This window comes from Streptomyces sp. NPDC005963, assembly GCF_040638655.1.
In the GTDB taxonomy this organism is placed as follows: Bacteria; Actinomycetota; Actinomycetes; order Streptomycetales; family Streptomycetaceae; genus Streptomyces.
This window is the reverse complement of record NZ_JBEXVD010000023.1, coordinates 37,747-59,601: the sequence shown is the minus strand read 5'-3', so window position 1 is coordinate 59,601 and position 21,855 is coordinate 37,747. Positions and strand designations below refer to the sequence as shown.

The window sequence follows — 21,855 nt, the reverse complement described above, 5'->3', positions numbered from 1 at the left end:
GAAGGATCGCCTCAGGTCAGCAGGTCGTCTACTTGCGCTTCGCCTTCACGGTACCTGCGGGCGATCTCCGCGCTGCATTCGTCCGCCGTGCGTTGCAACACCTGGCGCCGATGGGAAACCTGCTGCTCGTAGCGGCTGAGCCGACCGAGTCCCGCCGTGAGCTCATCGCCGGTACGGGCATCGAGGTCGGACAGTTCCACATCGGCGAGCATGTCGGCGGCGAGACGTCGGTACTCCTCGGCGTGGGGCGTGGACAGCGTCACATGACGGGCCGACGTGCGGTGCCGGGAGGGGGCGTCGGTGAGGATCTCGGAGAGCCGGTCGACGACCGGAGCTTCGGGGTCGATGGGCGTGTCGGGGGCGCTACGACGGTTCAGTTCGGCCCGGAGGATGTCGATCCGCCCCTGGAGCAGTCGGCGTACGTAGCTCAGATCGGCCTCGTCGCGCTGGGAGTCGCGGCGCAGGGTGCGCAGTTCGGGCAGTCGCAGCGCGGGGAGGTCGTGTGGCACGGGGTCGGGCAGGACGTCCGGACCGGCGTCAGGATCGTCGCCGGGCGAGAGGTGGGAGGGGTCGGCGCGCACCGCGCGCTGCTGGGGCGGGAGGGCCGGCCGGGTCGTCGCCATCGCCAGGTGAGAGGTGGGAATCGATACAGGACCGGCGGGCTGTCCCGTGCCAGACGTATTCATCGGATGCCTCCATGGGTGCTCCGCCCGTCGGGGCGGAGGAGGAACGGACTCCTACTGAGCGGGGCAGGAGTGACGCGGGCGGAGCGGGGCAGGAGCAGCCGCCCGGAGGGAGCCGGCCCGGGTCCGCGCCGGGACGGTCGGCAGGTGCGCGGACGCGGCGGGGCGACTTCTGTCCGCAGAAGGGGTGGTGACGGGCGGTGGGGCTGGTGTGAGACCTCAACGAGCACTCCGGGCGGGCGGCCGGCAACGGTGCAGAAACGGCACGGCACGAGCCGTGTGGTCCCTCCTCTTAGGGAGGAGTGCGTCGGTCACGCATTCCGTCTCCTCGACCTCGACCGGTGCTTGGGGCCTCCCCGGGCCCCGAGGGCCGAAGGTGAGGCCGCCCCCGGCGCTGCGGCCGGGGGCGGGGCCTCCCACGACCGACGGTCCGGGACGGCTCTCCCCGGGACGGGATCGAGGGGAAGCACCGCCTCTGAGTGCATCGTGCCATTCCGCTACCGTCCGACGCAGGTGCTCTGCACCCGTTCAGCCCCAGATAGGTTGGTCTGTATGCGTGCGGTGGTGCAGAGGGTGGACGGCGCGAGCGTCGTCGTGACGGACGGGTCAGGGACCGAGACGGTCGGCGAGATCATCGGGGAGGGACTGTGTGTGCTGGTCGGGGTCACTCATGACGACACCCCCCAGAAAGCGGCTCAACTGGCCCGCAAGCTCTGGTCGCTGCGGATTCTGACGGACGAGAAGTCCTGCTCGGACGTAAATGCGCCCTTGCTGGTGATTTCTCAGTTCACCCTCTACGGGGACGCCCGCAAGGGCCGCCGCCCCACCTGGAACGCCGCCGCGCCGGGGCCGGTCGCGGAACCGCTGGTGGACGAGGTGGTGGCGCAGCTCAGAAGTCTGGGCGCACAGGTAGAGACGGGCAGCTTCGGTGCGGACATGCGGGTCTCGCTCACCAACCAGGGTCCGTTCACCGTACTGATCGAGATGTGACCGCTCCGGCGAAGGCACCATGGTCTGGGGAGTGCCGGCCCGGCGAACCACGGGCCCGGGAGTGCCGGGCCCGTAGCGCAAGGTCTTGTTAGGGCTCCACCACGGTCTCTTGGGCCGCCGCGGTGTCGCCGGCCAGCAGTTCGGCGTCCACGGGTACGTTCCGCTTGACCAGCGCAAGAGCGATCGGACCGAGTTCGTGGTGGCGCACGGACGTGGTGATGAAGCCGAGCTTGCGACCGTCCTCGCCACCGTCCGATGCCAGTCGGACCGCGGTGCCCGGCACCGGCAGATGGACCTCGCTGCCGTCGAGGTGTAGGAAGACCAGCCGCCGCGGTGGCTTCCCCAGGTTCTGGACGCGCGCCACGGTCTCCTGCCCCCGGTAGCAGCCCTTCTGGAGATGGACAGCGGTACCGATCAGGCCGAGCTCGTGGGGGATCGTGCGGTGGTCCGTCTCGAAGCCGACCCGCGGGCGGTGGGCCTCCACGCGCAGCGCCTCGTGGGCCAACACCCCCGCCAGCGGACCGTGTGCCGCCGCGAAGGACTCCAGCTCGGCCCTGGGCAGGAAGACGTCCCGTCCGTACGGGGTCTCCCGCACGGCCGCGCCCTCGGGGACCTCCGCGATGGAGCCCGCGGGCAGATGGACCACGGCGGTGTCCTCGGTGCGGTCGGTGACCTCGACCCGGTAGAAGAACTTCATCGAGTCCAGATAGGTGATCAGCGCCTCCTGGCTGCCCGGCTCCACATGGGCCCACAGGGTGTCACCGGTGTCGACCAGGGACATCCCGTGCTCGATGTGGCCGTTGGAGGAGAGGATCAGCGCCTCGGTGGCCTGACCTGGGCGCAGCTCGGTCAGGTGCTGGGTCACCAGGAGATGCAGCCAGCTCAGCCGGTCCTCACCGGTGACGGTGAGGACTCCGCGGTGGGACAGGTCGACCAGTCCCCTGCCGTCCGCGAGGGCACGCTGTTCACGGAAGAGGTCGCCGTAGTGCGCGGCGACGCCTTCGTCGACTCCTTCTGCGGGGACGGCACCGGGAAGGGACAGCAGTGGGCTCTTCATGGAGCAAGCCTACGACTCGGTAGTTGAAGACCGGGTGGACGCCTGTGCCGTGCACTCCTGACAGCGTCCGAAGATCGCGAAGTGCTTCATGTCCGTATCGAATCCGAAGGTCTCGCGGAGCTTGGCGGTGAACTCCGCCGCGACCTCGATGTCCGCCTCGATCACCCCGGTGCAGTCCCGGCAGACCAGGTGCATGTGGTGATGGCGATCGGCGAGGTGGTAGGTGGGGGCGCCGTGCCCGAGGTGGGCATGGGAGACCAGCCCCAGCTCTTCCAGCAGCTCCAGCGTCCGGTAGACGGTGGAGATGTTCACGCCCGACGCCGTCTTGCGCACCTCGCAGAGGATGTCGTCGGGCGTCGCGTGCTCCAGCGTGTCGACGGCTTCGAGGACAAGCTGTCGCTGCGGGGTCAGCCGATAGCCACGCCGCCGTAGATCGCTCTTCCAATCGGTGCTCACCACGCCCCCAGTGTAGGCAGGAGCGGGCGGTGGCCCGGGCCTGACGGATCGGGCCCCGGTCCACTCCGCCGGCCGGGGCGGCGCCTAGCGGAAGAAGGCGATGCCGTCGTCCGGGAGGTCGCCGAGGTCCTTGGCCCAGTTCTCGACCTGGTCCGGGGTGACGACCTTCTTCAGGTGCGCGGACATGTACGGGCGCAGCGGCACGTCCGGGGTGGTCTTCTCGCCCACCCACATCAGATCGCCCTTGACGTACCCGTAGAGCCGCTTGCCGCCGCTGTAGGGGCCGGATGCGGCGGTCCTGGCGACCGCGTCGGTGACCAGGTCGATCTGCGGCTTCTGGTCGGCGAGCTCGCCGTACCAGACCTCGACGATGCCCTGGTCGCGGACCATGACCACCTCGATCTTGCGGTCCTTGTCGATGCGCCAGTAGCCGTGCTCGCTCTCCAGCGGCTTGACCTTGTTGCCCTCGGCGTCGAGAACCCAGGAGTGCGAGGCGTACTCGACGAAGTCCCGACCGTCATGGCTGAAGGTGACGGACTGGCCGAAGTTGCACTTCTCAGCACCGGGGAAGTCGGACACGCCAGCGCCCTCCCAGGTCCCGAGGAGGAAGGCGAGGGGGACGAGGTCCGGGTTCAGGTCGGACGGAATCTCGATCATGAGGGCTCTGGCGATCTGTAGGGGGAGGTGCGGTACGGGAGCACGAAGCGTTCGGGGTTCTACCTGCTGGATCGAGCCACAGGGCCGGGATCCGCAGGTCGGAGCTAGGGTCTTTCTTTTGGATCAGGCTGGATCAGGGAGCGGGGTCTGGTGCCGTGGATCGCAAGGCGGAGGAATGAATCACTGCGGAGCATTGGTGATTGACGACAACGCGGCGAGGCGCGGTGCCAGGGCACGCGAGCCCAGCAAGATCCGAAAGAAGGGCCCTAGCGCTGGCCCTGGTAGAGCTTCTTCACGGTCAGCCACGCGAAGGCGCCGACGCCGACGCAGACCAGGACCAGCAGGGCTTCGAAGAATGCCTCAAGCACAGTGTGCTCCTCGCGGTGACTCGACATGAGCTGTGGTGAGTGGTGGACCGACGGGAATCGGACCGGGCCCCAGCCTAATGGGTGGGGGCCCGGTCAGATGTGTGAGGTGGCCCGACGTGACGGGCGCCCTACCGTGTCCCGGCACCGGGACACGGTGGGCCGCGGCCCTGGATCAGCTGAGCAGCTGCATCTGGAGCGCCACCGTCTGGTGGAACGGAACGGCAGCGGCGCTGCCCTCCTTGGCGTGGACGACGAGTGCGATGGTGTCCCCCGCCAGGATGTACGCCTGGCGGACGTGGACGCCTCCGGCCGGCTCCATCTCCTCGAAGACGTCCACCAGCTCGGACAGCGGGCTGTTGCGCCCCGGGTCCTTCCAACCGCGGTCCGGTTCGGACAGCGTCTCCTCGGTGAGCCGCACCGACGGGTAGTCGGTGCCGCCGAAGTGGTCCACCTTGAACGCCGCCGCCGTGTCGCCCGAGTCGAACCGGAGCAGATAGATCCGCGACGAGGTGCCGTCCGGCACGGTCCAGCCGCGGCCCGCGATGTGCCGCAGCCCGTAGTCGTCGAGGGCGGTCTTCAGTTCGGCCCGGTGGACCGGTTCCAACTCGGCCGCGAACCGGTCGGGGGTGACCCAGCCGCCGGTCAGCTTCGGGTCCTGCCGGGCGCCCTTGGGCGCGGGGAGGAGGAGTTTGCGCAGGTCGGCATGGTGGATCTCGCCCGTGTTGGACTGGGTGAAGGGGCGCGGGCTGCCTTGGGGGAGTGCGGGGAGGGTGAGTTTCGGGTACTCCCATCGGCCGTCGCTCTCGGTGGCGAGACCGGGCACGTCGGTGCGTTCCAGGGCAGTGAGGCCGTACGCCGTTCCCGTCGCGAGCCCGGCACACAGCAGCAGGGCTGCGCTCCACCGACCGACGGTGCGCAGGACCCGACGGCCCCCGGGCGGGGCGGTACGGGCCGTGGGCTCCTCGGGACCGGTCGGCACGACCGCCGCCCCTGACGTCCCTGACGCCCCAGGCTCGGCGCGCTCAGCGGCGGAATCAGCGAGGGGCTCCGCGGCCGGGGGCGCGGGGTGGGTGGTCGACTCGGTCATACGTACTCCCCCGGGGACGCGATGTGATCCAGCTGCTGCTTGACCAGCGCGGTCGCCGCAGACTTCTTGAAGGGCGCGGTGCCGCTGATCCGGAAGGTCACCAGGACCTCACCCGTGTACGCCGCGCAGAGCATCCCGTCGAGCCCGGTCGCCTTGCCGTCCTCGTCCAGGACGCTGTCCTTGGGGGCCAGGTAGCAGAAGGACTGCGGATGTCCTGCGATCTCGGGGCCCTTGCGGGCCTTCGACAGCACGCCGTACTGCGTCCGCTGCTGGTACATGGCCCGCAGTTGCCGCTTGTTCGTCGCCCGGGCGACCTCGATCCCGACCACGAGATCGTTGTCGTCGGAGGCATAGGAGCGCGCGGCGACCCCCTCCAGACCCAGCGAATCCACCAACCGGTCGAACACCCGGCGTTCCTTGCCGGTCAGTTCGCGACGGGCGGCCTCCTTCATCACGGTGGCGGCGCGCGCACCGCTGAGTTCGTGGTCGTTGCCGTACTCCTCGACGTCCGGGCCGAGTCGAAAGCCCTCGGGAACCGGGAGCAGCAACTTGCTGAGCGGGGTGGAGCTTCGGCCGCGGTGGGCGTCGGCGGCGGGGTCCTCGCCCGCGGGTGCCAACGTGCCCCAGGTCACCGTGGACACCGTGCGATCGGCGTCGCGCACGGCGACGGTGGCGTAGGCGGCGCCGCTGCCGACGACCGCGAGGACGAGCACCACCGGCAGCACCGTGCGCACCAGCACCGAACGCAGCGATCCGGTGGACTCAGCGGGCCCGGCACCCGGCGAAGGCGTGGGCGGCACGGGGGAGTTCGGGGTGCTCACAGACGCTCCAGCTGTTGCTCGGCCAGCGTGCGAATCTCGTTCTTGCCGATGGGCTTGCTGTCGTACACGCTGATGTCGGCCACGGTCGAACCGCGCTGCACAAGGGCCCTGGCCTGGTAGAGCGGCTCGTATCCGGTCTCTTTGAAGGGCTTGTAGACGTAGTAGCGTCCGTTGCCGCTGCCCTGGATCACATCACCCTCGTTGCCGGCGCCGAACTCGTCGTCGTACGGCATATAGGCGTGCTGTTCGTCGGCGAAGTCCTGGGCCTGGCGGGTCTGGCCGAACTGGATGAGCCGGACGTCGATGTCCTTGTCGCCCCGGTACCAGGACGCCGCCGCGGCCCGGCGGAAGCCGGACTCCACGACGCTCTCGTAGATGTAGTCCGGCTGGTCGAAGTCGAGGGCGAAGTTCTCCAGGTTCGTCCAGCCGTCCTGGATCCACCAGGCTTCGTCGTTGACCCGGGCGCCGGCGGGCTTGGGGATCAGCAGTCGGCGCAGATCGCCGTCCGCCTTCACCTTGCTGTCCTCGGCGGCGGACAGCGCGACCGACTGCCGGCCCGCGGGCAGCGGCTTGGCGGGATGGGCCAGGCCCGGTTGGTTGAGGGCGGGCAGCGGCGAGGGCTCCCGCTCGGCCTGGACGCCGTAGCCAACGGCGGTTCCCACGGCGACGCCGATCACGGCGGCGACGGCGAGCAGTCTGACGAGACCGCCACGCCGCCCGCCCGGCTTCGTCGTGCCCATGCCCGTACTCGTCTCCGTGAGCTCCTCCCCCCGCCGCGTGGGGAAGCGTTCCTGCTGTGCTGCGGCCGGCTGTCTCGACAATCCGTCCGGTGGTTCCTGCGAATCCTGCGTGCCCAAAGGGGTCCCTCCACGAGACCTGACGTGCGCGTTTCCGTTCCGTATACACACAAGTGACCTTCGGGCGCGGAACGAGGTTGTGGCGCCGCGCATTACAGTTCGGACATGGCGAAGAAGCTCGTGATCAAGGTGACCTCCGGCGCGGACGCGCCCGAACGCTGCTCGCAGGCGTTCACCGTGGCGGCAGTCGCCGTGGCCAGCGGCGTGGAGGTGTCGCTCTGGCTGACCGGGGAGTCAGCGTGGTTCGCACTGCCGGGACGGGCCGCGGAGTTCGAGCTGCCCCATGCGGCGCCGCTGCCCGAGCTGATCGCGTCCATCCAGACGTCCGGGACGATCACCCTGTGCACCCAGTGCGCGGCCCGTCGGGACATCACGGAGAAGGACGTGCTCGACGGCGTACGGATCGCCGGGGCCCAGGTCTTCGTCAGCGAGATCATGCCGGAGGGCGTTCAGGCCCTCGTCTACTGACGTACCGAGGGCGCACCGACGGCTTCACCCGGCCCGGGCGGTCGTTTCGGGCCTGCGACCTCGGGACGGCCGGTCCTCAGTCCATGATTCAGGGGGCAGTGGTTCAGGGACCGTGGTTCAGGTGTCTGTACCACCCGGTGCGAGGGTCATGTCGACCAGGTGGTCGAGGGCCGCGGCCGAGCCGGGGTCCTGGAGCTGCGCTTCGGGGGCTGAGTCGGGTGCCGTTCTGCGCAGTTCGAGCCAACCCAGGTAGGCGGCGTACGCGGCGAGGGCCCGATGGCGGGCGTCCCGAGGCCCGAAGCCGACGCCGGCGTACACCTCTTCGAGGAAGGCGAGACGGGCCCGAGTGACGCGCGCGACGACCTCGGCGACGGCGGGATGGCCGGTATGCGCGGCGAGGGCCGGCTCCAGCCCGGCGATCTTCTCGTCCCCCAGCGCCTCGGCGAACAGAGTCCGTGCCCGCGCCAGGGGGTCGGCCTCCTCGCGGACGGCCGCGATGATCTCTGTCGTACCGTGCCGCTCCCAGGTTTCGAGGGCGGCCACGAGGAGGGCCTCCCGGTTCTCGAAGTGCCAGTAGAAGCTGCCGCGGGTGACGCCGAGTTCCCTGGCGAGTACGTCCACCGCCACTGCAGCGACCCCGCCGCGGGCCAGCGCCCGCAGTGCCGCCATCGTCCAGTCGCTCTTGCTGACCTTGCCCTTCGCCATGTTCCGTACAGTACTGTACGGAACATCCATACAGTGATGCATGGATCTGCCCCGGTGCCGGCGGCAGACCTGTGGAGTGGGAAGGGCGGCAGCATGAAGGCCATGGAATGGCTGCTCGGTTCGGCGGGCGGTACGGGAAACCACTCGGGAAGCGGTACGGAAAGCGGTACGGGCGGTGGCGCCCGCGCCGCAGCCGGTGTCGCATCCGTCGGCCTGGCGGCGGCGGGCGCCCTGCACGCGGTGTGGACGGTCTCACCTTGGCCGCTGGCCACCCGTGCCGAGTTCGCGGCCGTCGTGGTCGGCGTCGAGGAGAGCCGGCTGCCCCCGGTCCCCGTCACGTCGGCGGTTGCCGGACTGCTCGGCGCGGGCGCGTGGCTCACGGTCACGGCCGCCCGGCCAGCGCACCGGCTCGCCTCCTCGCGGCTGGTGCGGACGGGCCTGTGGACGCTCTCCGGCGTGCTGGCCGTCCGTGGACTGGGCGGCCTGCTGGTGTCCGGCCTCGACCTGCGGGAAGTTCCCGCCGAGTTCCGGCACTGGGACCTCGCGCTGTACTCGCCGCTGTGCCTCGCCCTGGGCGGCCTGACCGGCTACCTGGCGGTCCGAACCCGCCCCGGGCAACGTCCTGACCTGCGGAGCGGAAAAGCCGGGTGAGACGCCGAGGCGCCCTCGGCCCAGTTGAGGCTGTCCGCCGGACACGTTTCCGGGGCTGACAGCCGCAGGGCGGCAGTACAGTGGCCTGCGCTGCCTCATCCGATCTCGCCCTCGTCTGTAAATTCAGAGAACGTTCGGTGAGACGGAGGCAAGGTCTCGTGAGACGGGACAGAACCAGTCGCAGGCCGTTGTCATGAGTGTGGTGCGCCCGGATGTTCGGCGGGAAGCGTTCGCGGAAGCATCACGCTTCCGAGCAGAGTTCTACGAGTGTCTGGCCGCCCGGCGTGACGAAATGTTCGAGCTGGCCGACGCGCTGTTGTGCGTCGACGGGCCGGTCACCTCGCTGGTGGACTTGACGATGGTGCCCGAGCACCGGCGTGGGCACGGCGCGTTGTACGGAGCTCTCAACCGGGGGCGGATCGATGTCGAGAGGCTGAGGACCCTGCTCGCCGGGCTGCCGTTGCCCCGGTTCGAGGGCGGGCGCCTGGTGCTGGCGGTCGACGTGTCGCCGTGGCTGCGCTCGGACGCACCGTCACCCGCCTGGCCTGGGTCCTGCGGGATCTTCCTGTCGAGCTGGTCGGGCTGGTCGGGCGGATCCGCAGTGACCGGGTGATGCGGCTGCCGAAGCCCTCGCTCAAGGAGTACGCCCTGGCCTACCCCAGGGCGGCCGCCGAAGCACGGCAAGGAGTTCCGCTTCGCCAAGCCCGAGACCTGGCCCGAGGCGGCGATCACCACAGTCACCGACACCGCCAACTACGGCAAGGCCGAAGCCCAGGCGTGGGACCGGGTCCACCCGAGGCTGACCCACCGCTCGGCCTGGTTGGAGCACGACGGTGAACTCCCCGTTGTCGAGGGCACCTTGGTCCGGCTGAAGGTCGGGCACCTCTCCAGGGAACGGGAAGCACCACCGGTCTGGCTGTGGTCCTCCAGGACCGGCGCCGCCCCGGCGGACGTGGATCTGTGGTGGCAGGTGTTCCTCAGGAGATTCGATCTTGAGCACACCTTCAGGTTCGGAAAGCAGACTCTCGGCTGGACCACCCCGAAGGTCCGTACTCCCGAGGCCGCGGACCGGTGGACATGGCTTGTGGTCGTCGCCCATACCCAGCTCCACCTCGTCCGACCGCTGGCCGCCGACCTCCGTCGGCCCTGGGAGAAGCCGACCAAGCCCGAACGCCTCACCCCGGCCCGGGTCCGCCGGGGGTTCAGGAACATCCGAGCCCACTTGCTCTGTCCGGCCCGTGTTCCCCAACCTCGCGGCGCTGGTCCCGGACGACCGCCCGGGACCAAGAACCGCCATCCCGCACCCCGCTACGACGTGGGCAAAACCGTCAAACGCCCGGAGACACTCAAAGCCATCGGCAGACCAGGCCGATCTTGGTAGATAAGGAACAAGTTCAGGGGCGGTGCTTGCCGTCGAGCTCGTCCCACCACTCATCGGATTTGGGGTCTCCGCTCGGGTCGTCCCACCAGCGGTCATCGGGACCCCGCCGGTTGGCGACCATCGCCGCGACCGGCGGAATGACCATGGCGACCACACACATGGCGACCGCGGCGGGAACCGACCACAGCCGCACGAAGGCCCAGGCGGACACGAAGAGAACGAGGCATCCGCCCATCAGCAGGAAATAGGCACGCCGACGCCGTGCGTACATGAGTCCAGGGTACGGCGGCAGGGTGCCGACCGGGCAGCCGGCGTCGGCCGCGGCAGCCGTTTCCAGCCGCTGTGGGCCGGGGGCGGCAGGGGCGCCCGGCAGAGCGCCGGTCGGGCCTTCGCCGTCGAACGACCGAAGGGCCGCACCCCGTTTCCCAGTGGCGTCCAACCCCCGGGGGTGCGGCCCTTCGGCCGGTCTTGCACCACGGTCGACGACCGCGGTCACTTCGGATGCGATCCGTCAGACGGCGATCGCAACCTCGGCGAGGCCGCCCGTCTGGGCGACGACCGTACGGTCCGCGGTGGCGCCGGGCACCAGCGCGCGCAGGGTCCAGGTGCCCTCGGCCGCGTAGAAACGGAACTGTCCGGTGGCGGAGGTCGGGACCTCCGCGGTGAACTCGCCCGTCGAGTCCAGCAGTCGGACGTAACCGGTGACGGGCTCGCCGTCGCGGGTCACCTGGCCCTGGATCGTGGTCTCACCAGGCTTGATCGTCGAGGCGTCGGGGCCGCCGGCCTTCGCTCCACACATACAGCTCTCCAAAATCCGGAATTCGAGAAGTCGAAAGGTCGGGGGTTACTTGGCCGCGCCGAGCTCGATCGGCACGCCGACCAGGGAGCCGTACTCGGTCCACGAGCCGTCGTAGTTCTTGACGTTCTCGACACCGAGCAGCTCGTGCAGCACGAACCAGGTCAGCGCGGAACGCTCACCGATGCGGCAGTACGCGATGGTGTCCTTGGCCAGGTCGACCTGCTCGGCCTCGTACAGGGCCTTCAGCTCATCGTCGGACTTGAAGGTGCCGTCGTCGTTGGCGTTCTTGGACCACGGGATGTTGCGGGCCGAGGGGACGTGGCCGGGACGCTGCGACTGCTCCTGCGGCAGGTGCGCCGGGGCGAGCAGCTTTCCGCTGAACTCGTCGGGCGACCGCACGTCGACCAGGTTCTGCACGCCGATCGCGGAGACGACGTCGTCGCGGAAGGCGCGGATCGCACCGTTCTGCGGCTTGGCCTTGTACTCGGTGGCCGGGCGGGACGGCACCTGGGCGCCGTCGACGAGGTCACGGGAGTCGAGCTCCCACTTCTTGCGGCCACCGTCGAGGAGCTTGACGCTGTCGTGGCCGTAGAGCTTGAAGTACCAGTAGGCGTAGGACGCGAACCAGTTGTTGTTGCCGCCGTAGAGGATGACGGTGGTGTCGTTCGCGATGCCCTTGGCCGAGAGGAGCTTCTCGAAGCCCTCCTGGTCGATGAAGTCACGGCGGACCGGGTCCTGGAGGTCCTGGGTCCAGTCGATCCGGATCGCGTTCTTGATGTGGTTCTTCTCGTAGGCCGAGGTGTCCTCGTCGACCTCGACGATGGCGACCTGCGGGTCGTCGATGTGGGCCTCGACCCAGTCGGCATCTACCAGGACGTCGCTGCGGCTCATGCTTTTTCTCCTCCGGGGCAGTGTGCGGCGGGCTTTGCGATGAAGGGCGGTGTGGGTACGCACAAACGCGGGGAGGCGGGCGTACCGCACGGGCGGGCCCTGAACAGAGGTCGAAGGGCCAGGGATGCGGGAGCGGAGCTCCAGCTCAGACGGCGCGACAGAGCATGGCGGCGACGCGGCACAGGTCTACTGCCCGCCGCTTCGTGAGATCCGCCTGTCGCTTCATGGGTCCGATCGTAGGGACGATCCGGGCGGGATGTCACCGGTGTGTCGAATAATGAGACACGATCATCCATCATTCGAGACGCTTATCGGGTCGAATCCACCTTCGGACACCCCGCGACGGGGTGTGCCTGCCCACCTTCTACACAGCGGACACACCTGTCTCACCATGCGGAAAAAGGGACGACCACGATCGACCACGGGCGACCGTGGCTCCCCTACTCGAATTCCCCTGAACCATCACGGGCGAGGGGGCACCGCTCAGCCCACCAGCGAGACGTTCGTGCCCGTCCCCGTGAACTTCAGCCCGCTCTCCGTGACCTCGGCCCGGTCGAGCTTGATGCCCGCGGGCATCCCGTCGATCTTCAGGTCGTAGTCCAGGGCGCGCCTGATCTCGTCGTCGAAGCCCGGCACGGGCAGCTTCGGCAGGGAGTCGGCCTTGAGTTTGACCGTGCTGCCGCCGTCCAACTGGACCGTGCTGTAGACGGTGGCCACCCGCCCCTTGAGCAGCCCCTCGAACGTACCCGGCACGTTGATGCCCGCGCTCTCCAGCACTTCGAGGACGGGGCCGACGACCTTGACCTGCCCCTTCGCGGCCCGCTCTGCGCCCGCGTAACCGACCTTCGCGCCGCTGGGGGCCGCCTGGCTGAGATCCGCGTAGGAGATCCGAGCGGATCCGTCGGCGCGGGCGGCGACCGCGGACGAGTAGTTGTTCGTGATCTTCACATCGGTCAGCTCGGCCCGGACTTCCGTGACGTTGACCGTCCGACCACCCGCGGTCGCGGTGATGTCCCCGAGGTTGATGCCGACCTCGTCGAGTTCCTTGGCCATGACCTGCGTCAGGAAGGGAAAGCCCTTGATGGATATCTCCGGTGTCGAGCGCAGCCCCTGTGAGGTTCTGATCTTGTCGGCCGCCTCGGACTCCGCCATGGAGACCGCGAGACGGTCGGCGGCGACGAACAGCCCGCCGAGGATGACGCCGATGATCAGAAGTATTCGCACTGCGCGCATGGCCCGGTGTCCCCCACCTTGGTTCGTCCCCTCCGCGTGACGCCCGAGGGACTGGCTGGTTCCGGACGACGCCCTGTCATGAGCGAACGACGTATGGGCGCTGGCTTTGGTTCCGTTGTTCGATCCCAGAGGTCTAGGCCAAGACCCGCCCGATCAGATAGACCGCCGGCGCCGCAGCGGTCAGCGGCAGTGCCACGCCCGCGGTGAAGTGGACGAAGCGCGAGGGGTAGTCGTAGCTCGCGACCCGCAGGCCGACCAGCGCCAACCCGCCCGCGGCCACACCGAGCAGTGCGGCGCCCGTACCGAGGTCGGTCATCGCCCCTGCGACCGCGCCGGCACCCGCAGCGGCCAGCAGGGACACTACGACGGACGCCGCACCCGGCAGTGGCAGCGCCCGAACCAGCACGGCGACCGCAACGCTGATCCCGCCGACCACCACGGCGTCGTCCGACGCCGCGAAGTACCCGGCGGCCAGGATCGCGAGGGCGGCCGATGCCACGGTCGCCATCAGGCCGTACATCCGCTCGTCGGCACCGGCGTGGCTACGGAGTTGGAGCACGAGGGTGAGCAGCACCCAGACGCCGAGCGTGCCGAGGATCGCGGTGAGCGCGTTCTCCCGGCCCGCCCCCAGCAGAGCGGCATCGGCGGCGAGCCCGCCCGCGAAGGCGAGCGCGATGCCCTGGCGTGCGGGCCACATGCCGTTCAGCCGGAACCAACCGGCTGCGGTCACGGCCTGGAGCGCGACGAGCGGCAGCAGCAGACCGTAGGAGCCGATGGCGGCGCCACCCGCGAGGAGCAGTCCGAGTACGGCGGTCAGGGCCGCGGGCTGGATACCGGGAGCGATGATCGGCGAACGGCCCTCGGCCCGAGCGCGCTGGGCATCGGTGATCCGGGTGTTCCCTGCCGTGGTGGGGGTGCTGTAGCTGTCCGGTGCCGGTGCAGCAGCGGCGGGTCGGGCCTGCGCAGCACGGCGTCCGGGGCCGGCAGGCCGCTGCACGGCCTCGGGGGGCAGTGGCGCCCCCGTCGCCTGCGACGCATGGCGTCCGGGGGAACGGTCGTCGCGCACGGGCGGAAGGTAGGCGGTCTCGGCGGCTGCCGGTGCCGGGTCTCCATCCCGTACGGGTGGGAGATAGGCGGTCTCGGCAGCCTCGGGGGGCATCGCCCCGCTCTGGCCAGCGGGCGGGACCGCGGGCTGGTACGTCGTGTCCCACGTCTCGCCCTGCCAGGTCTGCGCGGAGGCGGCCGGGCTCCCCTGGCCACCTTGCGGATAGGGCTGCCCCTGCGCGTACGGCTGGGCGGCCTGGCCCTGGTGGTACTGAGCGTTCCCCGGCTGCGGATGGGCGGGGTGGGCGGACGGGTAGGGCTGCTGGGGAGAGCCGTCGCCGTACTGCCCCTGCTGTCCCTGTGCCTGCCCCTGCTGCTGCGCCTGGCCTTGTTGGCCGTGCGGCGGCTGGGGTGCGTACGGGTCGTAGGCGTCGTACGGCTGCCCGGGCTGCGGGGACGGTTGTACGGCAGGGTACTGCTGGTCACTGCTCATGCTGTGGGGTTCACCCTCCTGCGAACGGCGGGAGCACCTCGACCGTGCCGCCCTCGGCAAGCCGTACCGTCTCATGACCACGGGTGCCCACGGGCGCACCGTCCACGAGGAACGAGCAGCGTTGGAGCACACGGCTCAACTCCCCCGGGTGCCGCTGCCGCACCACGGCCAGGGCCTCGGCGAGCGTGCCCGCCGCATAGGGCTCCTCCGCGGTGCCGGCCGCCGCCTTGGCCGCGGCCCAGTAGCGGATCGTGCCCGCCGCCATGTGCCACTCCTCTCGTCGCCGTCCATCATCGTCCATCGGCCCGACGGCCCGGGGTCAGCAGGTGTGCGATCCGGCCGAGTGCCCCTCGTCGACAGAGAGTGCAGGGAGCCACCCGAACGGCCGTGTCCGAGCAGGACGAACGTGAGCACGGCCACGACCGCGGGCGAAGACCTCCATCGCACGTCGCAGCGCCCGCCACTCGACCACACGGCGGGATCCACGGGCACCGGCGACGGCTATATGGCTCACACCCCGCGTACAGGGCTGGTAAAACGCCTCGATCCGTACCGCGTCCGAGGTACGAAGGACATGACGCCGGGAGCCGTGAGTGATCTGAGGAACATCCACAGTGTGAAATCGGCCCTCTGGCTCAGAAGTCATGTGGGTTATTCTGCTGGGAAGAGACCCGGGCGACGTAGCCCCCGGGTCCTTTTGCGTTTTCTCACCGTTGTTACAGGTAGGTGAACGCGAGGAGTCAACAGTGGTCCGCAGGTCGGATCACGGCTGACACCGCCAGGAGCACGACCAGCACCACGCGCAGTATGGAAGCAGCAGGGCCGCGATACGTCCTCGCAGGGACCGAGGAGGAACCGACGTTATGGGCGAGCGAACCGTGCACCACCAGACAACGACGAAGCCGGCAGGTGAGGCGCGATGAGTTCACTGCTGCTGCTGACCAATGCACTCCAACCATCGGCGGAGGTGCTTCCCGCGCTCGGACTGCTGCTGCACAACGTGCGCGTGGCTCCGGCGGAGGGCTCGGCCCTCGTGAACACCCCCGGCGCCGATGTGATCCTCGTCGACGGCCGCCGCGATCTGCCGCAGGTGCGATCCCTGTGTCAGCTGCTGCGGTCCACCGGCCCCGGCTGTCCCCTGGTCCTCGTGGTCACCGAGGGTGGGCTCGCAGCCGTCACCGCGGAGTGGGGCATCGACGACGTGCTCCTCGACACCGCGGGCCCGGCCGAGGTGGAGGCCCGGCTGCGGCTGGCCACGGGCCGCCAGCAGATCTCCACCGACGACTCCCCGATGGAGATCCGCAACGGTGACCTCTCGGTCGACGAGGCCACCTACAGCGCCAAGCTCAAGGGCCGGGTGCTGGATCTGACCTTCAAGGAGTTCGAGCTCCTGAAGTATCTGGCGCAGCACCCCGGCCGGGTCTTCACCCGCGCCCAGTTGCTCCAGGAGGTCTGGGGCTACGACTACTTCGGTGGTACGCGCACGGTCGACGTCCATGTACGACGACTGCGCGCAAAACTGGGACCGGAACACGAGTCCCTCATCGGTACCGTGCGGAATGTCGGTTATCGCTTCGTTGTACCGGAAAAAGTTGAGCGGGCGGCCGAGGAAGCCGCTGCTTCTGCGGTCACTCGAACGGAGGAAGCCTCCGGAGTCGAAGAAGCAGCCGGACGGCCTGCCCGGAGGTAGGACACCGCGCGTAGACTCCGCTCGTGGCCAAGGTGACGCGGGACGACGTTGCGCGACTGGCGGGGACTTCGACCGCCGTCGTGAGCTATGTCATCAACAACGGACCCCGGCCGGTCGCACCGGCCACCCGAGAGCGTGTGCTCGCAGCGATCAAGGAGTTGGGGTACCGACCCGACCGGGTGGCGCAGGCCATGGCCTCGCGACGCACGGATCTCATAGGCATGATCGTTCCCGATGCCCGGCAGCCCTTCTTCGCGGAGATGGCACACGCGGTGGAGCAAGCGGCGGCCGAGCGCGGAAAGATGGTGCTCGTCGGGAACTCCGACTACCGCCGTGAGCGCGAGGTCCACTATCTGCGGGCCTTCCTCGGGATGCGGGTTTCGGGACTGATCCTGGTCAGCCAGGGACTCGACGAGAAGGCCGCGGCCGAGATCGAAGCCTGGGACGCGCGGGTGGTGCTGCTGCACGAGCGGCCCGAGGCCATCGACGACGTCGCCGTCGTCACGGATGACATCGGCGGCGCCCAGATGGCCACGCGCCATCTGCTGGAGCACGGCTACGAGTACGTGGCCTGCCTCGGCGGACCGGAGCCGCTCCCCTCGGTGGGCGACCCTGTCACCGACCACGTCGAGGGTTGGCGCCGGGCGATGCTGGAGTCCGGGCGCTCGGTGGAGGGCCGGCTGTTCGAGGCACCGTTCAACCGGTACGACGCCTACCGGGTCGCGCTCAAGCTGCTCGCGGGGCCCGACCGCCCGCCCGCGATCTTCTGCTCCACCGACGACCAGGCGTTCGGCGTGCTCAGGGCCGCCCGCGAACTGCGGATCGACGTGCCGCAGGAACTCGCCGTCGCCGGCTTCGACGACGTGAAGGAAGCCCATCTCACGGACCCGCCCCTGACCACGGTCTCCTCGGACCGCCCGGCGATGGCCCGCGCGGCGGTGGACCTCGTCCTGGACGAGAGTCTGCGCCTGACGGGATCGCGCCGGGAGCGGGTGAAGCAGTTCCCGTCGGGACTGGTGATCCGCAGATCGTGCGGCTGCGAGTAGTCACGCGGCCCGGCGCTCAGCAGCACGCTGCTCTGGCCCCGGTACGTATCGTCCGGGGTCAGAGAAGGCGCACGAACACGCGCGCTGTGTTGTGGAAGCGCACGGTCAAACCGAAGTAGCCGGGGCGGGCTTCCTCCCTGGTCGACCAGCGTTCCACCTCCGCGATCTCCATCGACCCGGACCGGGCGAGGAGCGCGGCCAACCACTGCTCGGGAGGATCGGTCGCCCGCGGTGGGGCCTGGGGCTTGACAGGGTCACCGTGGACCGGGGCGTCTTCGAAGTCCGCGTGCTTGGCACCGTCGGGGAGCTGACCGACGACGCCCCAGCGCGTGACGTCGGCCACGGTGATCGCGAACCCACACGGAACCGAATCGTCCATCTCGGCGAGGCTCGCCGCCGAGATGGCGGTGGGGTCATCCCTGGCCAGAGCGATCACGAATTCCTGGAACCTGGCGGGGCGCATCCTCGATCTCTTTCCTTCTCTTTCCTTCGGGGCCGAACGGATCACCGTAGGGGGCTTGACGGGGGCCGCGGCCCGTTCCGACGACGAACCACCCGAAGGAGCGACGGCATGGGCGATGAGCTCATCGGGGCTGGGTGCCGGCGGTAGATGAGGTGCGCAGGTGGGACATGCCTGCTCCACCTCAGGGCTCCAGCGGACGGTGATGGGCGCCGTGGTGTGGCGTCCGCATCGACAGCAGTGAGCAGAGCGCGGAAGTGGTACGGGAACGGTGATGCCGCCGAGGTTCATCGGGCGGCTCCGGCACGCGTGGTCCGCAGGTCGGTGAGGCCCAACCCGTGGGTGGCGTAGTGCAGTGTCCGCGAAGGACGGTGCCGAGGGGCATACGGGCGGGCGGCCGGAAGGTCCTCGCCCCGCAACGGGGTGTGCCGTTCGATGACATGGGCGGGGACGGCAGTGGGCCAGGGCCTCGCCCAGGGACTGACGGGCTCGACGGGAGAACCGGTTGAGAGCCGGATTGAACGGCAACCGTGCCGTCCCCATGCCGGAAGCAAGCAGTCCAGCAGCCAGGGCAGGGCATGGCGGATAGCATCGCGCATACGTGGTTCAGCTCCTCGAAGGCTGTGCGGCGCAGCCTTGGTGGACCGGTCGCAACGGTCCACCAGGGCGCTTTGCGTCTCAGGGGCGCCGCGGAAACAGGGCGTTGATCTCGGCCAGGAGTTGATCGTGCTCGGGGCTGCCGACGATCGCCTCCGCGTCGGGGTCGCGGTAGGTGAAGCTGTGCCCGCCCGGGTGGCGGGCGAAGAGGGTGCAAGCTTCGTCGAGGCCAGCGGGTTCACCGTTGTCCGTGGGGCAGTCCGGGAGCAACAACACGGTCCGGGGCGGCTGTTCCGTCACCCAAGTCGCCCACATCTCCCCGTGTGCAGGACGGTCCAACTGCCAGACCAGGTCGTAGTGCAGGCCGCCGGAGTGCGCCTCCAGCTTGCACCTCAGCGTCGTCTCGATGTACATCGGATCACCGGCGCCCGGCGCGGTGTGCAACATGAGCGCAACCAACGGCATGGGCACCACGGCCTGCACCCCGCAGATGAGCGGCCTTTCCCGCTGCACCGAGACATCCGGGTTCATACACGGCTCCTTGGTCAGACGGACCACCCCCGGGGCGATCAGAGGGTCACCAACGACCTACTGACTGTCAGGATGCCGACAGTAAAGAGCCGCAGTGTTCCCGAAAAAGGAACACTGCGTCACCCTGAACGGCCCTACATGCCCACCCATCCCGCAAGGGAGGCCAGCCCCTGCGGAGCACACCGCTGGCGGCGGACGAGAACGGCGATGGTCTCGCGCATCAGCGGGTGATATCTGGCCTGTTGGGGGGCAGCTTCGCGGGCGCGTTGGAGGGATCTCTCGGCTGCCTCGGCTCTGCCCATCTGTGCATAGGCCCGGGCCATTTCTATGTAGTACCTGCCCACGCGCATCTTGGGGTGGTCGGCCGGGAAGACCAGGCTCTTGGACGACTTGACCGCCTCGCCGAGATTCCCCAGTTCGACCGAGGCGGCAACGTCGAAGTGAGTCACGTTCGTGGCACCGAATGCGGCCCAGTACACCCGGGGAACATCCCGTCCGATCTCGTTCGCCGATGTACGGGCCAGTTCCAGATGGTTGGCCACATCGTCCTGATTCCGGGCTTGGGCTGCGGCAATGGCCGCGGCCAAGTGCAGCGTCCCAGATACGGCCAACGCAGGCACCGACCCCGTATCGCCATGCTGGGCCACGAGAACATGGGCTCGTTCCAGCACCTTCAAAGCCATGCGGTTGTCACCCCGCCGCAGAAGCATGGCGCTGCGATATCGATGACGGATTGCTAGCAGCAGCGGGTCTTGTGCCTGCTCTGCCATCCAGCCCATCCGCTCCAGGGCGATCATGGCCAACTGCTCATAGCCCAGACGGGAGGCGAATTCATACGCCACCCAGTAGGCCCAGCTCGTGGACGCTGCGACCTGTCGTCTCTCGGCACCCTCAGGCAGCAAGCTCACGGCCGTGGTGAGTTCGCCCAGCAGACCCGGAAGTCGGGAGCCGACCCCGTTGTACTCGGTGGCACACGCACCGGCGCAGAGCTTCTCGACATCTGCGGCGATCTCGTTCACGGGCCGGGGCACGACATCCACATCGGGTCCGAGGTCGTACAGGTCGAGTGCGTCCGAGAGCGGCGCAATCATGCGGTCGAGTTTGTCCTGCTGCATCTCGGACAGATACGGCTGCCCGTTGAGCACGGCGACATCAACTTCGAGGACCCGGGCAACCGCCGCGACCATGGCAGGCGTCGCCGGGCTGAGCCCGGCTTCGACCTTGGCGATTGTGCCCCGGGAGACAAAGGCGCGCTGGGCCAGTCCGCTCTGGGTGAGCTGGCGCAGCTTCCGGTAGTCCGCGATGCGCGCGCCGATGTGTTCGTCAGTGCCACCGGACATCCTGGCGTCTCCGTTCGGTGAGTCGACACCGAGACCGTACCCGCGGGGTGCTCCCGGGGAACGAGGACCGGCCAGCGCACCGGCGCGTGTCGACGACCGAGGACTACGAAACAATCACGGGACAGTCTTCATCTCTGCGCACTCCCAGAGGCCCGTCCGGCTGGAGCACTTACGGCAGTTGCTGCCTGCTCTGCGCCTTGACACCAAGCCAGCTGGTCAGCGTTCGCAGTTCCTCGGTGGAGCGACGGTACTTCGTGGTGAGCAGGCGGGCCGTTTCTCGGGCTGTCGGGTGGAACTTCGTCTGTTCGGGAGCGACCTTCCGTGCCCTCTGGAGATATCGGAGTGCGTCATCCCTACGGTCCAGGTCGAAGTGAGCACGCGCCACGGCGACGAAGTGGTGGCCCTGCCGCGTACGAGCCATGTCCGCTGGGAAGCGGATTCCCGCCGCCTTGTCGACTGCTTCCGTCGGGTTCTTCAACTCGACCGCAGCCGCCACATCGTGAACGGCGACGTTCGCCGGTCCGAACGTCATGTGGTTGTGCAGGTGGTCACTGTCTCCGGGGAGTTCGGTGGCCAGCCGGGTCGCCGCGTCGATGTGGTGTGTTGCGGCATCGCCGTCACGTGCCAGGGACGCGATGGTGGATTCCCGCAGATGCAGACTGCCCAGCATCGTGATCCGCTCGGGTGTCCGGCTCGGGCCGCCCTCCTCCAGCTCCTGGCGGGCGGCATCGAGAACGCGTAGGCCACCGGCGTAGTCGCCGTGGGCGTCAAAGGAGTACGAGTGCGTCCACTCGGCCAGGGCCCGCATCAGAGGATCGTCGGAGAGAGCCGCCGCCCAGCGCATCCGGTCCTCCAACTGGCCGATGAGATCGGAGTACCCGAGCCGGTAGGCCAGACCATGTGCCATGTAGTAGGAGGACGCTAGGAGCCGGGCGGAGGCCCGGCGCGGTTCGCCGGAGCTGAGCTGGACGGCAGCCGTCAGCTCTTCGAGGAGTCCTGGGAGCATCGCGCCGAGACGGCCGTAGCGAGCAGTGGCACGATGGGCCGAGGCCGTGCGGACGTCCGCCGTCAGCTCGCGCATCGGCCTGGGGTGGGTGTACCAGTCCGCAGGGAGGTCATAACGCCGGACGGCGGCGCGGATTCCTTGGATCGGTGCGTGGACGCGCTCGTCAGATCGGCTTTCCCCCCGGTAGGGCTGGCCGGTCAGTTCCTCCACGGCCACATGCAGTGCCCGGGAGGCAGCGATCAGAAAGCCCTGGGTCGGCAGCCGCTCCCCCCGCTCAATCTTGCGGACGGCTCCGAGCGAGAGATGGGCCGCTTCGGCGAAGCCGCGCTGGGTGTACCCGCTGAGCTTGCGATAGGACGCGATGCGCGCGCCGATGTGTTCGTCAGTGCCACCGGACATCCTGGCGTCTCCGTTCGGTGAGTCGACACCGAGACCGTACCCGCGGGGTGCTCCCGGGGAACGAGGACCGGCCAGCGCACCGGCGTGGGCCCGTCCGGGGCTTTATCTCGGGCATACGGGGTTCTTCGCCCCTTCTCAGGGTGGA

25 protein-coding genes and 1 pseudogene are annotated in these 21,855 nt (G+C 69.1%); 6 read left to right on the top strand and 20 right to left on the bottom strand.

Annotation, left to right across the window (positions count from 1 at the left end; genetic code table 11):
* Window positions 1–11: 11 nt before the first annotated feature.
* On the bottom strand, window positions 12–686 hold the full coding sequence (locus ABZ348_RS26060; protein WP_358936945.1) for a hypothetical protein: 675 nt from the start codon (window positions 684–686) through the stop codon (window positions 12–14).
* 549 nt (window positions 687–1,235) lie between these two features.
* Between ABZ348_RS26060 and dtd the strand changes: the two genes are divergently transcribed.
* Window positions 1,236–1,673: a D-aminoacyl-tRNA deacylase gene (dtd, locus tag ABZ348_RS26055; RefSeq protein WP_358936943.1), complete on the top strand. Its 438-nt coding sequence runs from the start codon at window positions 1,236–1,238 to the stop codon at window positions 1,671–1,673.
* A gap of 88 nt (window positions 1,674–1,761) precedes the next feature.
* Here the strand turns inward: dtd and ABZ348_RS26050 are convergent, their stop codons facing one another.
* The 6 genes from ABZ348_RS26050 to ABZ348_RS26025 all read right to left on the bottom strand — a co-directional run bounded on the left by ABZ348_RS26050 (window position 1,762) and on the right by ABZ348_RS26025 (window position 6,859).
* Window positions 1,762–2,730: a folate-binding protein gene (locus ABZ348_RS26050; RefSeq protein ID WP_358936941.1), complete on the bottom strand. Its 969-nt coding sequence runs from the start codon at window positions 2,728–2,730 to the stop codon at window positions 1,762–1,764.
* A 9-nt stretch (window positions 2,731–2,739) separates the two neighbouring features.
* Window positions 2,740–3,189 (bottom strand): transcriptional repressor, encoded by a 450-nt coding sequence (locus tag ABZ348_RS26045; RefSeq protein ID WP_358936939.1) that lies wholly within the window; start codon window positions 3,187–3,189, stop codon window positions 2,740–2,742.
* A gap of 81 nt (window positions 3,190–3,270) precedes the next feature.
* Complete coding sequence (locus ABZ348_RS26040; RefSeq protein WP_358936937.1) at window positions 3,271–3,843, bottom strand: FABP family protein; 573 nt, start codon at window positions 3,841–3,843, stop codon at window positions 3,271–3,273.
* A gap of 540 nt (window positions 3,844–4,383) precedes the next feature.
* Window positions 4,384–5,298, bottom strand: a complete 915-nt coding sequence (locus tag ABZ348_RS26035) for a hypothetical protein (RefSeq protein WP_358936935.1) — start codon at window positions 5,296–5,298, stop codon at window positions 4,384–4,386.
* A complete protein-coding gene (locus tag ABZ348_RS26030) occupies window positions 5,295–6,119 on the bottom strand; it encodes a hypothetical protein (protein ID WP_358936933.1) in 825 nt (274 codons plus the stop codon). Before ABZ348_RS26030 ends, ABZ348_RS26035 begins: the two co-directional genes overlap by 4 nt.
* Window positions 6,116–6,859, bottom strand: coding sequence for a hypothetical protein (locus ABZ348_RS26025; RefSeq protein WP_358936931.1), 744 nt, complete (start codon window positions 6,857–6,859; stop codon window positions 6,116–6,118). Before ABZ348_RS26025 ends, ABZ348_RS26030 begins: the two co-directional genes overlap by 4 nt.
* A 222-nt stretch (window positions 6,860–7,081) precedes the next feature.
* Between ABZ348_RS26025 and ABZ348_RS26020 the strand changes: the two genes are divergently transcribed.
* Window positions 7,082–7,444 carry a DsrE family protein gene (locus ABZ348_RS26020; RefSeq protein WP_358936929.1) on the top strand — a complete coding sequence of 121 codons (363 nt, stop codon included), beginning with the start codon at window positions 7,082–7,084 and terminating at the stop codon, window positions 7,442–7,444.
* A gap of 117 nt (window positions 7,445–7,561) precedes the next feature.
* Here ABZ348_RS26020 and ABZ348_RS26015 read toward each other — a convergent pair whose 3' ends face one another.
* Entirely contained in the window at window positions 7,562–8,149 is a 588-nt protein-coding gene (locus tag ABZ348_RS26015) for a TetR/AcrR family transcriptional regulator (protein WP_358936927.1), read from the bottom strand.
* A gap of 93 nt (window positions 8,150–8,242) precedes the next feature.
* Here ABZ348_RS26015 and ABZ348_RS26010 point away from each other — a divergent pair, with 93 nt between their 5' ends.
* Together ABZ348_RS26010 and ABZ348_RS26005 are read left to right on the top strand one after the other, a co-directional pair.
* On the top strand, window positions 8,243–8,800 hold the full coding sequence (locus ABZ348_RS26010; protein ID WP_358936925.1) for a DUF3995 domain-containing protein: 558 nt from the start codon (window positions 8,243–8,245) through the stop codon (window positions 8,798–8,800).
* A gap of 193 nt (window positions 8,801–8,993) precedes the next feature.
* Window positions 8,994–10,181, top strand: a pseudogene (locus tag ABZ348_RS26005) (transposase).
* A gap of 13 nt (window positions 10,182–10,194) precedes the next feature.
* Here the strand turns inward: ABZ348_RS26005 and ABZ348_RS26000 are convergent.
* From ABZ348_RS26000 to ABZ348_RS25970, 7 genes are all read right to left on the bottom strand, one after another.
* Entirely contained in the window at window positions 10,195–10,452 is a 258-nt protein-coding gene (locus ABZ348_RS26000; RefSeq protein WP_358936923.1) for a DUF3099 domain-containing protein, read from the bottom strand.
* A 240-nt stretch (window positions 10,453–10,692) separates the two neighbouring features.
* Window positions 10,693–10,980 carry a DUF1416 domain-containing protein gene (locus ABZ348_RS25995; protein ID WP_358936921.1) on the bottom strand — a complete coding sequence of 96 codons (288 nt, stop codon included), beginning with the start codon at window positions 10,978–10,980 and terminating at the stop codon, window positions 10,693–10,695.
* Window positions 10,981–11,025: 45 nt separating this feature from the next.
* Window positions 11,026–11,871: a sulfurtransferase gene (locus ABZ348_RS25990; RefSeq protein ID WP_358936919.1), complete on the bottom strand. Its 846-nt coding sequence runs from the start codon at window positions 11,869–11,871 to the stop codon at window positions 11,026–11,028.
* Window positions 11,872–12,016: 145 nt separating this feature from the next.
* Entirely contained in the window at window positions 12,017–12,097 is an 81-nt protein-coding gene (locus tag ABZ348_RS25985; RefSeq protein ID WP_350962106.1) for a putative leader peptide, read from the bottom strand.
* 257 nt (window positions 12,098–12,354) lie between these two features.
* A complete protein-coding gene (locus ABZ348_RS25980) occupies window positions 12,355–13,104 on the bottom strand; it encodes a DUF2993 domain-containing protein (RefSeq protein WP_358936917.1) in 750 nt (249 codons plus the stop codon).
* Window positions 13,105–13,237: 133 nt separating this feature from the next.
* Window positions 13,238–14,641, bottom strand: coding sequence for a hypothetical protein (locus ABZ348_RS25975; RefSeq protein WP_358936915.1), 1,404 nt, complete (start codon window positions 14,639–14,641; stop codon window positions 13,238–13,240).
* Between the two features lie 10 nt (window positions 14,642–14,651).
* Window positions 14,652–14,906, bottom strand: coding sequence for a MoaD/ThiS family protein (locus tag ABZ348_RS25970; protein WP_358936913.1), 255 nt, complete (start codon window positions 14,904–14,906; stop codon window positions 14,652–14,654).
* A 654-nt stretch (window positions 14,907–15,560) separates the two neighbouring features.
* Between ABZ348_RS25970 and ABZ348_RS25965 the strand changes: the two genes are divergently transcribed.
* Together ABZ348_RS25965 and ABZ348_RS25960 are read left to right on the top strand one after the other, a co-directional pair.
* Complete coding sequence (locus tag ABZ348_RS25965) at window positions 15,561–16,331, top strand: response regulator transcription factor (RefSeq protein ID WP_358936911.1); 771 nt, start codon at window positions 15,561–15,563, stop codon at window positions 16,329–16,331.
* Between the two features lie 23 nt (window positions 16,332–16,354).
* The gene (locus ABZ348_RS25960) at window positions 16,355–17,377 is read left to right on the top strand and encodes a LacI family DNA-binding transcriptional regulator (protein WP_329020780.1); all 1,023 of its coding nucleotides are present in this window, start codon (window positions 16,355–16,357) and stop codon (window positions 17,375–17,377) included.
* Between the two features lie 58 nt (window positions 17,378–17,435).
* Here ABZ348_RS25960 and ABZ348_RS25955 read toward each other — a convergent pair whose 3' ends face one another.
* The 5 genes from ABZ348_RS25955 to ABZ348_RS25935 all read right to left on the bottom strand — a co-directional run bounded on the left by ABZ348_RS25955 (window position 17,436) and on the right by ABZ348_RS25935 (window position 21,710).
* Window positions 17,436–17,840 (bottom strand): hypothetical protein, encoded by a 405-nt coding sequence (locus tag ABZ348_RS25955; RefSeq protein WP_358936909.1) that lies wholly within the window; start codon window positions 17,838–17,840, stop codon window positions 17,436–17,438.
* Window positions 17,841–18,124: 284 nt separating this feature from the next.
* Window positions 18,125–18,436, bottom strand: coding sequence for a hypothetical protein (locus ABZ348_RS25950; RefSeq protein WP_358936907.1), 312 nt, complete (start codon window positions 18,434–18,436; stop codon window positions 18,125–18,127).
* Between the two features lie 79 nt (window positions 18,437–18,515).
* Window positions 18,516–18,965: a hypothetical protein gene (locus ABZ348_RS25945; protein WP_358936905.1), complete on the bottom strand. Its 450-nt coding sequence runs from the start codon at window positions 18,963–18,965 to the stop codon at window positions 18,516–18,518.
* 134 nt (window positions 18,966–19,099) lie between these two features.
* The gene (locus ABZ348_RS25940; protein ID WP_358936903.1) at window positions 19,100–20,305 is read right to left on the bottom strand and encodes a helix-turn-helix transcriptional regulator; all 1,206 of its coding nucleotides are present in this window, start codon (window positions 20,303–20,305) and stop codon (window positions 19,100–19,102) included.
* A gap of 169 nt (window positions 20,306–20,474) precedes the next feature.
* The gene (locus ABZ348_RS25935; RefSeq protein ID WP_358936902.1) at window positions 20,475–21,710 is read right to left on the bottom strand and encodes a helix-turn-helix transcriptional regulator; all 1,236 of its coding nucleotides are present in this window, start codon (window positions 21,708–21,710) and stop codon (window positions 20,475–20,477) included.
* Between the last annotated feature and the right edge of the window lie 145 nt (window positions 21,711–21,855).

Bases quoted from the DNA above. Each gene is read 5' to 3' on its own strand.
- ABZ348_RS25950 (WP_358936907.1), bottom strand. From the start codon at position 18,436: ATGCGCGATGCTATCCGCCATGCCCTGCCCTGGCTGCTGGACTGCTTG.
- dtd (WP_358936943.1), top strand. From the start codon at position 1,236: ATGCGTGCGGTGGTGCAGAGGGTGGACGGCGCGAGCGTCGTCGTGACG.
- ABZ348_RS25955 (WP_358936909.1), bottom strand. From the start codon at position 17,840: ATGCGCCCCGCCAGGTTCCAGGAATTCGTGATCGCTCTGGCCAGGGAT.
- ABZ348_RS25975 (WP_358936915.1), bottom strand. From the start codon at position 14,641: ATGAGCAGTGACCAGCAGTACCCTGCCGTACAACCGTCCCCGCAGCCC.
- ABZ348_RS26020 (WP_358936929.1), top strand. From the start codon at position 7,082: ATGGCGAAGAAGCTCGTGATCAAGGTGACCTCCGGCGCGGACGCGCCC.
- ABZ348_RS26040 (WP_358936937.1), bottom strand. From the start codon at position 3,843: ATGATCGAGATTCCGTCCGACCTGAACCCGGACCTCGTCCCCCTCGCC.
- ABZ348_RS25970 (WP_358936913.1), bottom strand. From the start codon at position 14,906: ATGGCGGCGGGCACGATCCGCTACTGGGCCGCGGCCAAGGCGGCGGCC.
- ABZ348_RS26025 (WP_358936931.1), bottom strand. From the start codon at position 6,859: ATGGGCACGACGAAGCCGGGCGGGCGGCGTGGCGGTCTCGTCAGACTG.
- ABZ348_RS25945 (WP_358936905.1), bottom strand. From the start codon at position 18,965: ATGAACCCGGATGTCTCGGTGCAGCGGGAAAGGCCGCTCATCTGCGGG.
- ABZ348_RS26035 (WP_358936935.1), bottom strand. From the start codon at position 5,298: ATGACCGAGTCGACCACCCACCCCGCGCCCCCGGCCGCGGAGCCCCTC.
- ABZ348_RS25985 (WP_350962106.1), bottom strand. From the start codon at position 12,097: ATGAAGCGACAGGCGGATCTCACGAAGCGGCGGGCAGTAGACCTGTGC.
- ABZ348_RS26060 (WP_358936945.1), bottom strand. From the start codon at position 686: ATGAATACGTCTGGCACGGGACAGCCCGCCGGTCCTGTATCGATTCCC.
- ABZ348_RS25965 (WP_358936911.1), top strand. From the start codon at position 15,561: ATGAGTTCACTGCTGCTGCTGACCAATGCACTCCAACCATCGGCGGAG.
- ABZ348_RS26000 (WP_358936923.1), bottom strand. From the start codon at position 10,452: ATGTACGCACGGCGTCGGCGTGCCTATTTCCTGCTGATGGGCGGATGC.
- ABZ348_RS26010 (WP_358936925.1), top strand. From the start codon at position 8,243: ATGAAGGCCATGGAATGGCTGCTCGGTTCGGCGGGCGGTACGGGAAAC.
- ABZ348_RS25935 (WP_358936902.1), bottom strand. From the start codon at position 21,710: ATGTCCGGTGGCACTGACGAACACATCGGCGCGCGCATCGCGTCCTAT.
- ABZ348_RS25940 (WP_358936903.1), bottom strand. From the start codon at position 20,305: ATGTCCGGTGGCACTGACGAACACATCGGCGCGCGCATCGCGGACTAC.
- ABZ348_RS26050 (WP_358936941.1), bottom strand. From the start codon at position 2,730: ATGAAGAGCCCACTGCTGTCCCTTCCCGGTGCCGTCCCCGCAGAAGGA.
- ABZ348_RS26015 (WP_358936927.1), bottom strand. From the start codon at position 8,149: ATGGCGAAGGGCAAGGTCAGCAAGAGCGACTGGACGATGGCGGCACTG.
- ABZ348_RS25995 (WP_358936921.1), bottom strand. From the start codon at position 10,980: ATGTGTGGAGCGAAGGCCGGCGGCCCCGACGCCTCGACGATCAAGCCT.
- ABZ348_RS25980 (WP_358936917.1), bottom strand. From the start codon at position 13,104: ATGCGCGCAGTGCGAATACTTCTGATCATCGGCGTCATCCTCGGCGGG.
- ABZ348_RS25990 (WP_358936919.1), bottom strand. From the start codon at position 11,871: ATGAGCCGCAGCGACGTCCTGGTAGATGCCGACTGGGTCGAGGCCCAC.